Source organism: Kitasatospora phosalacinea (assembly GCF_000716545.1).
Taxonomy (GTDB): domain Bacteria; phylum Actinomycetota; class Actinomycetes; order Streptomycetales; family Streptomycetaceae; genus Kitasatospora; species Kitasatospora phosalacinea.
The window spans coordinates 84,994-92,762 of the sequence record NZ_JNWZ01000029.1; the positions used below are offsets into that span (position 1 = coordinate 84,994).

At 73.3% G+C, this 7,769-nt stretch carries 5 protein-coding genes; 3 read left to right on the top strand and 2 right to left on the bottom strand.

Annotation, left to right across the window (positions count from 1 at the left end; translation table 11 throughout):
• Positions 1 to 56 precede the first annotated feature (56 nt).
• Positions 57 to 3,188, bottom strand: a complete 3,132-nt coding sequence (ileS, locus tag OO48_RS16700) for an isoleucine--tRNA ligase (protein WP_033216894.1) — start codon at positions 3,186 to 3,188, stop codon at positions 57 to 59.
• 585 nt (positions 3,189 to 3,773) lie between these two features.
• Between ileS and OO48_RS16705 the strand changes: the two genes are divergently transcribed.
• From OO48_RS16705 to OO48_RS16715, 3 genes are all read left to right on the top strand, one after another.
• Entirely contained in the window at positions 3,774 to 4,277 is a 504-nt protein-coding gene (locus OO48_RS16705) for a TraR/DksA family transcriptional regulator (RefSeq protein ID WP_342449653.1), read from the top strand.
• A 104-nt stretch (positions 4,278 to 4,381) separates the two neighbouring features.
• The gene (gene lspA / locus OO48_RS16710) at positions 4,382 to 5,110 is read left to right on the top strand and encodes a signal peptidase II (protein WP_081952176.1); all 729 of its coding nucleotides are present in this window, start codon (positions 4,382 to 4,384) and stop codon (positions 5,108 to 5,110) included.
• A gap of 120 nt (positions 5,111 to 5,230) precedes the next feature.
• A complete protein-coding gene (locus tag OO48_RS16715) occupies positions 5,231 to 6,097 on the top strand; it encodes a DUF3592 domain-containing protein (RefSeq protein ID WP_033216898.1) in 867 nt (288 codons plus the stop codon).
• A 27-nt stretch (positions 6,098 to 6,124) separates the two neighbouring features.
• Here OO48_RS16715 and OO48_RS16720 read toward each other — a convergent pair whose 3' ends face one another.
• Positions 6,125 to 7,642, bottom strand: coding sequence for an FMN-binding glutamate synthase family protein (locus OO48_RS16720; protein ID WP_033216900.1), 1,518 nt, complete (start codon positions 7,640 to 7,642; stop codon positions 6,125 to 6,127).
• Between the last annotated feature and the right edge of the window lie 127 nt (positions 7,643 to 7,769).

Below are 7,769 nucleotides of genomic sequence, written 5' to 3' on the forward strand. Positions count from 1 at the left end.
CGGTTCCCCCGCGCCCCTGGCTGTCGCCTTCCGCCGGGGCGCGGGGGACCGGGAGGTCAGGCCCTGCGGAGGGTGAACTCCAGGGCGAGGTCCTCGTCGCCGAAGCGCGGGGCGTCGGGGTCGGTGATGGCCAGGCCGAGGGACTCGGCGAGGACCTCGGCGGCGATCAGGGCCTGGTGCTCGCTCAGGCCGGCCAGGGTGTCCTGGTCGGTGCTGGCGAGCTGGAGGTGGATGCGGTCGGTGATCTCCAGGCCGGAGTTCTTCCGGGCCTCCTGGATCTGCCGGATCGCGTCGCGGGCCACGCCGAGGCGCTTGAGCTCCGGAGTGATCGTCAGGTCGAGGGCGACGGTGGCGCCGGCCTCGTTGGCGACGGCCCAGCCCTCGCGCGGGGTCTCGGTGATGATCACTTCCTCGGCGGAGAGGGTGACCGTTTCGCCGTCCACTTCGACCGAGGTCGCGCCGGTGGCGCGCAGCTCGGCGGAGAGCCGGGCGGCGTCGGCCGCGGCGACGGCCTTGGCGACGTCCTGGACGCCCTTGCCGAAACGCTTGCCCAGGGCGCGGAAGTTGGCCTTGGCGGAGGTGTCGACCAGCGAGCCCCCCACTCCGGCGAGGGCTTCGAGCTCCAGGACGTTGAGCTCCTCGGCGATCTGGGCCCGCAGGTCGGCGGGGAGCCCCTCCCAGCCCTGGGCGGCGATCAGCGCGCGCAGCAGCGGCTGGCGGTTCTTGACGCCGCTGCCGGCCCGGGTGGCGCGGCCGAGCTCGACCAGGCGGCGCACCAGCACCATCTGCTTGGCGAGTTCGGGGTCGATCAGGCTCTCGTCGGCGACCGGCCAGCTGCTCAGGTGGACGGAGATCGGGGCGTCCGGGACGACCGGGACGACCAGGTCCTGCCAGACCCGCTCGGTGATGAACGGGGTGAGCGGGGCCATCAGCCGGGTGACGGTCTCCAGCGCCTCGTGCAGGGTGGCCAGCGCGGCGGCGTCGCCCCGCCAGAAGCGGCGGCGGCCGCGGCGGACGTACCAGTTGGACAGGTCGTCGACGAAACCGGACAGCAGCTTGCCGGCCCGCTGGGTGTCGTACGCCTCGTAGGCGGCGTCCACCTCGCGCACCAGGGTGTTCAGTTCGGAGAGCACCCAGCGGTCGAGCACCGGGCGGTCGGCCGGGGCCGGGTCGCCCGCGGAGGGGGCCCAGTCGGCGATGCGGGCGTACACGGCCTGGAAGGAGACGGTGTTCCAGTAGGTGAGGAGGGTCTTGCGGACCACCTCCTGGATGGTGCCGTGGCCGACCCGGCGGGCCGCCCAGGGGGAGCCGCCGGCGGCCATGAACCAGCGCACCGCGTCGGCGCCGTGCTCGTCCATCAGCGGGATCGGCTGCAGGATGTTGCCCAGGTGCTTGGACATCTTGCGGCCGTCCTCGGCCAGGATGTGGCCCAGGCAGACGACGTTCTCGTAGCTGTTCTTGTCGAACACCAGGGTGCCGACGGCCATCAGCGTGTAGAACCAGCCGCGGGTCTGGTCGATCGCTTCGGAGATGAACTGCGCCGGGTAGCGCTTCTCGAACAGCTCCTTGTTGCGGTACGGGTAGCCGTACTGCGCGAACGGCATCGAGCCCGAGTCGTACCAGGCGTCGATCACCTCGGGCACCCGGACCGCGGTGGTGGAGCACTGCGGGCAGGGGAAGGTGACCTCGTCGATGTACGGGCGGTGCGGGTCCAGGCCGGACTGGTCGGTGCCGGTCAGCTCGGAGAGCTGGGCGAGCGAGCCGACGCAGGTCAGGTGGTCGTCCGCGCAGCGCCAGATCGGCAGCGGGGTGCCCCAGTAGCGGTTGCGGGACAGCGCCCAGTCGATGTTGTTGTTCAGCCAGTCGCCGAAGCGGCCGTGCTTGACCGTCTCCGGGTACCAGTTGGTGGCCTCGTTCTCGCGGATCATCGCGTCCTTGACGGCGGTGGTCCGGATGTACCAGGACGGCTGCGCGTAGTAGAGCAGCGCGGTGTGGCAGCGCCAGCAGTGCGGGTAGCTGTGCTCGTACGGGAGGTGGCGGAACAGCAGGCCGCGGGCCTGGAGGTCGGCGACCAGGGTCTCGTCGGCCTTCTTGAAGAACACCCCGCCGACCAGCGGCACGTCGGCGGCGAAGGTGCCGTCGGTCTCCACCGGGTTGACCACGGGCAGGCCGTAGCGGCGGCAGGTCGCGAGGTCGTCGGCGCCGAACGCGGGCGACTGGTGGACGATGCCGGTGCCGTCCTCGGTGGTGACGTACTCGGCGGTCAGCACGTAGTGCGCGTCCGGGATCTCCACGAGGTCGAACGGGCGCCGGTAGGCCCAGCGCTCCATCTCGGCGCCGGTGAAGGACTCGCCGGTGGCCTCCCAGCCCTCGCCGAGGGCCTTGGCGAGCAGCGGCTCGGCGACCACCAGGCGCTCGCTGCCGTCGGTGGCGACCACGTAGGTCACCTCGGGGTGGACGGCGGCGGCGGTGTTGGACACCAGCGTCCACGGGGTGGTGGTCCACACCAGCAGGGCGGCGGTGCCGGCCAGCGGGCCGGAGGTGAGCGGGAAGCGGACGAACACCGAGGGGTCGACCACGGTCTCGTAGCCCTGGGCCAGTTCGTGGTCGGACAGGCCGGTGCCGCAGCGCGGGCACCACGGGGCGACCCGGTGGTCCTGGACCAGCAGGCCCTTGTCGAAGATCTGCTGGAGCGACCACCAGACCGACTCGACGTAGGACGGGTCCATGGTGCGGTAGGCCTCGTCGAGGTCGACCCAGTAGCCCATGCGGGTGGTCAGCTCGGCGAACGCGTCGGTGTGCCGGGTCACCGACTCGCGGCACTTGGCGTTGAACTCGGCGATGCCGTACTTCTCGATGTCCGGCTTGCCGGAGAAGCCGAGCTCCTTCTCCACCGCGAGCTCGACCGGCAGGCCGTGGCAGTCCCAGCCGGCCTTGCGGGCGACGTGGTAGCCCTTCATGGTGCGGTAGCGCGGGAAGACGTCCTTGAAGACGCGGGCCTCGATGTGGTGCGCGCCCGGCATGCCGTTGGCGGTGGGCGGGCCCTCGTAGAACACCCACTCGGGGCGGCCCTCGGACTGCTCCAGGCTCCGCTGGAAGACCTTCTGGTCCTGCCAGAACGAGAGGATCCGGTGTTCGAGCGCGGGCAGGTCTACCTGCGCGGGGACGGCGTTGTACGTGGGCGACATGGGGGCGTCTACCTCCGGCGGATGCGTGGACTACTGGCTCCGACGGAGGGACGAGACGGCGAGCCGCCCCGCGGTACCACCCTCCTTGACCGCGCGCGCTGCGGCCCTCTCTTTGGGTTTGCGGCCGGTTCTACTGGGCCCCGGGAAGGGCCGTTCTTCCGGCGGCTCCGGGGTGATCTTCCCGCCGCGCACACCCCCGGGCTCACACCGCCCCCGGGTCGCTCCTGGCTGCGTACGTCGGTACTCGTCCCATCTGCGCCTTGCAGGGCCCAGTGTATCGGCCCCCGCAAGCCGTTTCGCGCACCCGCGAGCCGGAGGCCGGGTGGTTAGCCGGGGGCGATCTGGGCACAACTTGTGCAGCGCCGACCCGGCGGCGGCTGCGCGGGTGGGATCGGCCAGGCGCTTCGGTATGTCCCGTTGTGGGCTGATTCGATGGGGTTTATCGTTCCGGGACCGGCAAGATCGTCGGGAACCGACGCTTCTGATCATTCGTGAATGAGGTCGAAAGCCATGGCTGAGAAGGCGACAGGAACCGTGACCAAGAGGTCGCGCGAGGCCGTGGCGGGCGACCCAGGGGAGGGGACCGTGACTACTGCGCGGCGAAAGACCGGCACCACCGGACACACCGCGGCCACCAGCCGCAACCACGTGCCGGCGGGCACCGGAGCCCGCGGCGGCGCCGAGTCGGTGGACCCGGCCGACCTGCCCGTCCGCCCCGGGGAGGACCCGTGGACGGCCGAGGAGGTCACCGAGCTGCACGACGAGCTCGCCGCCGACATCGTCCGGCTGCGGGCCGAGATCGAGGCCTCCGAGGCCGCCATCGCCGGCCTGATGCGGGACTCCAACGACGGCGCGGGCGACGACCAGGTCGACGCCGGCACCAAGAACATCAACCGGGAGAGCGAGCTGTCGCTCGCCAACAACGCCCGCGACAGCCTCGCCCAGACCGAGCGCGCCCTGGCCCGGCTGGAGGGCACCGCCTTCGGCCGCTGCGAGTCCTGCGGCCAGCCCGTCGGCAAGGCCCGCCTGCAGGCCTTCCCGCGCGCCACCCTCTGCGTCAGCTGCAAGGCCAAGCAGGAACGCCGCTGACCGCGGATGCCGGTCGACCGGCGGCCGCGGACCGGACAATCCCGGCCGCGGCGGCCAACGGGGCGGGCGGTGCCGTACCCTCGTCCCCAAGTACGTCGACCGGCATTCCACCCGGCGCATTCCACACGGCAGCGGAGCGGATCATCAGCACGCCAGGTTCCCACCAGACCCAGGACGACGCCGTCCCCACCGTCCTTCCCGCCGGTGCGGGCGAGCCGGCGGTCGACCCGGCCCCCGGGCCGGAGCGGCCGGAGGGCGCCGGTTCGACGGCCGCCGAGGGGGGCCGCGCCGTGGTCCGCCGCCGGCGGATCAGCGTGCTGCTGGCCGTCGCCCTGCTCGCCTACCTGATCGACCTCGGCTCCAAGCTGCTGGTGGTCGCCAGGCTGGAGGGGCGGGCCGCCCCGATCAAGGTGATCGGCGACTGGATGACCTTCCAGGTGATCCGCAACCCCGGCGCCGCGTTCGGCATGGGCCAGGCCATGACGCTGCTGTTCACCGCGATCGCCGCCGGCGTCATCGTGGTGATCTGGCGGATCGCCCGCCGCCTCTACAGCCTGCCCTGGGCGATCGCCCTCGGCCTGCTGCTCGGCGGCGCGCTCGGCAACCTCACCGACCGGCTGTTCCGCGCCCCGTCGGTGCTGCGCGGGCACGTGGTCGACTTCATCTCCGTCCAGCACTTCGCGGTCTTCAACCTCGCCGACTCGGCGATCGTCTGCGGCGGCATCCTGGTCGTCCTGCTCTCCTTCCGCGGCTCCAACCCGGACGGCAGCACGCACGGCGGGCCCGCCGCCAAGGCGCAGGACGGGGCCGAGAAGGACGGCGGCGAGGGCTGAGCCCCCGCCGCTCCCCGTACCCGTGCCCGCCGGACCCCGAGGTCCGGCGGGCACCCGCGTGTCAGGGGCGCCCCGGCGGGCACAGTGTCCGGGGGACGGGACGGCGGCCGGGGAGGGCGCGTGGGGTGGGACGTGGTCTTGCTGCTGTGGTGCGCGGCGTGGGGCGCGGTGGCGCTGGTCGGGACGGTCCGCTCGCTGGTCGGGGTGACCGCGGCGCAGCGGACGGTCCGGCTGGCCGGGCGGATCCGGACGGTCGGCGAGGTGCGGCACGGCGCCTCGCGGATCGGCGGCATCCCGGTGACCGTCGCCTGGCGGGACCCGGACACGGGACGGGAGGTCGTCGCGGCGGGCGACGACGGGCGCGGCGAGACGCTCACCGCGGCCTGGGTGGGCCGGGAGGTCGGGGTCGGCCACCCGCGCGGCCGGCCGGAGGAGCACCGGTTCGCCAACGCCCCCGAACCGCCCTCCCGCGGGCTCGGGTGGCCGGCCTTCGCGGCGTTCCTGGTCTACGGGGGGCTGGTGGCGCTGGCCGCGATCCACTGGGCGTGGCCGTGGGCGCTGGTCGGCGGCGCGGGGCCGTGGGCGCTGGTCGGGCTCCGGTACCTGCCGGCGGCGGTCCGGGACCGGCGCGGGAAGCGGGCGCGGCTGGCCGTGACGGAGGCCGTGCCGGGCCGGGTCGTCGCGGTGCTCCAAGACGTCCGGATCGACGAGGAGAGCGGCTCCACCCTCACCACCCTCACCCCGGTGGTCGCGTTCACCACCCGCGACGGCACCGCCGTCACCGCCCACTGCACCGCGCACCTCGCCGACCCGGCCCGGGCGCGCGGACGCGAGGTGACGGTGCACCACACGCCCGCGGACCCGGCCGAGTTCACCCTGGACCCGGCGGCCGACCGGCGCTCGTGGGGGTGGGACCTGGCGGTGCACGTCGCCGCCGTCGCGGTGCTGGCGGCGGTGGCGGCGGTCGGCGTGGCGCTGCTGGTGTGAGGCCCGGGCGGTGGCGCCGGTGCGGGCTCAGGCGGTGAGCAGGGCGGTGATCTCCCCGGCCAGCTCCGGGCCGAGCCGGCCCCAGCCGTCCTTGTAGCCGTAGACCGAGGCCAGCGTGCGGGCCTCGTAGTCGCCGTTCAGGACCTCGATGTCGTCGGGGGTGATCAGCGAGGGGTGGGCGACGCCGAGCGCCGAGGAGACCTTGGTCAGCTCCCGGCGCAGGGTGCGCAGGTAGTGCGCGGCCCGGGTGGCCTTCGAGGCCGGGTCGACGCCGCGGGCCAGCCACGGGTTCTGGGTGGCGATGCCGGTCGGGCAGCGGTCGGTGTGGCACTTCTGGGCCTGGATGCAGCCGATCGACAGCATCGCCTCGCGCGCCACGTTGACCATGTCGGCGCCCAGCGCGAAGGCCACCGCGGCGTTCTCCGGCAGGCCGAGCTTGCCGGAGCCGACGAAGGTCAGCCGGTCGGTCAGGCCCAGCTCGGCGAAGGTGCCGTAGACCCGGGAGAAGCCCATCCGGAACGGCAGCGACACCGAGTCGGCGAAGATCCGCGGCGCCGCGCCGGTGCCGCCCTCGCCGCCGTCGACGGTCACGAAGTCCACGCCCCGGTCGCCGCGCGCCATCATCGAGGCCAGCTCCTGCCAGAAGACCGGCTCGCCCACCGCGCTCTTGATCCCCACCGGCAGGCCGGTCTCGGCGGCCAGCAGCTCGACGAAGTCCAGCATCGAGTCGGTGTCGCCGAACGCGCTGTGCCGGGACGGCGAGGCGCAGTCCTCCCCGACCGGGATGCCGCGGATCGCGGCGATCTCCGGGGTGACCTTCGCGCCCGGCAGCATGCCGCCCAGGCCCGGCTTGGCGCCCTGCGAGAGCTTGATCTCGATCGCCCGGACCGGCCCGGAGGCCACCACCTCCTTCAGCCTGGCCAGGTCGAAGCGGCCGTCCGCGGTGCGGCAGCCGAAGTACGAGGTGCCCAGCTGCAGCACCAGGTCGCCGCCGCCCGCGCGGTGGTACGGGGACAGGCCGCCCTCGCCGGTGTTGTGCAGCGCCCCGGCCTGCGCGGCGCCCGCGTTCAGGGCGGTGATCGCGGCGCCGGAGAGCGAGCCGAAGCTCATCGCGGAGACGTTGACCACGCTGGCGGGCCGGAACGCCTTGGCGCGCCCGCGCGGGCCGCCCAGCACCTTGGCCGAGGGCAGCGGGGCCCGCGGGTCGTGCGCGTCCGGCAGCGGGCCGGCGAAGGTGCGCTGCTTCAGGTAGGCGTGGCCCTGGACGTGCGCGACGTCGACCTCGGTGCCGAAGCCGAAGTAGTTGTTCTCCTCCTTGGCGGAGGCGTAGATCCAGCTGCGCTGGTCGCGGCTGAACGGGCGCTCCTCCTCGTTGGAGGTCACGATGTACTGCCGCAGCTCCGGACCGATCCGTTCCAGCAGGTACCTGGCGTGCCCGGCCACCGGGAAGTTGCGCAGCAGCGCGTGCCGCTTCTGCAGCAGGTCGCGGGCCGCGAGCGCGGCCACCGCGGCAGCGGCGGCGGCGCCTATCGTGCGGGCCTTCATGGGCTCATCCCCCCTCGGCTGCGGCCCCGTCCCCGTCGACCGGGCCGTCTGTGGTGGTGCGGCTCCCGATGCTAGGACTGTCTCTTATACACATCTCCGAGCCCACGAGACCGTACTAGATCTCGTA

What these genes read in the sequence shown, in the direction of transcription:
- ileS (WP_033216894.1), bottom strand. Translation starts at nt 3,188, where the DNA reads ATGTCGCCCACGTACAACGCCGTCCCCGCGCAGGTAGACCTGCCCGCG.
- OO48_RS16720 (WP_033216900.1), bottom strand. Translation starts at nt 7,642, where the DNA reads ATGAAGGCCCGCACGATAGGCGCCGCCGCCGCTGCCGCGGTGGCCGCG.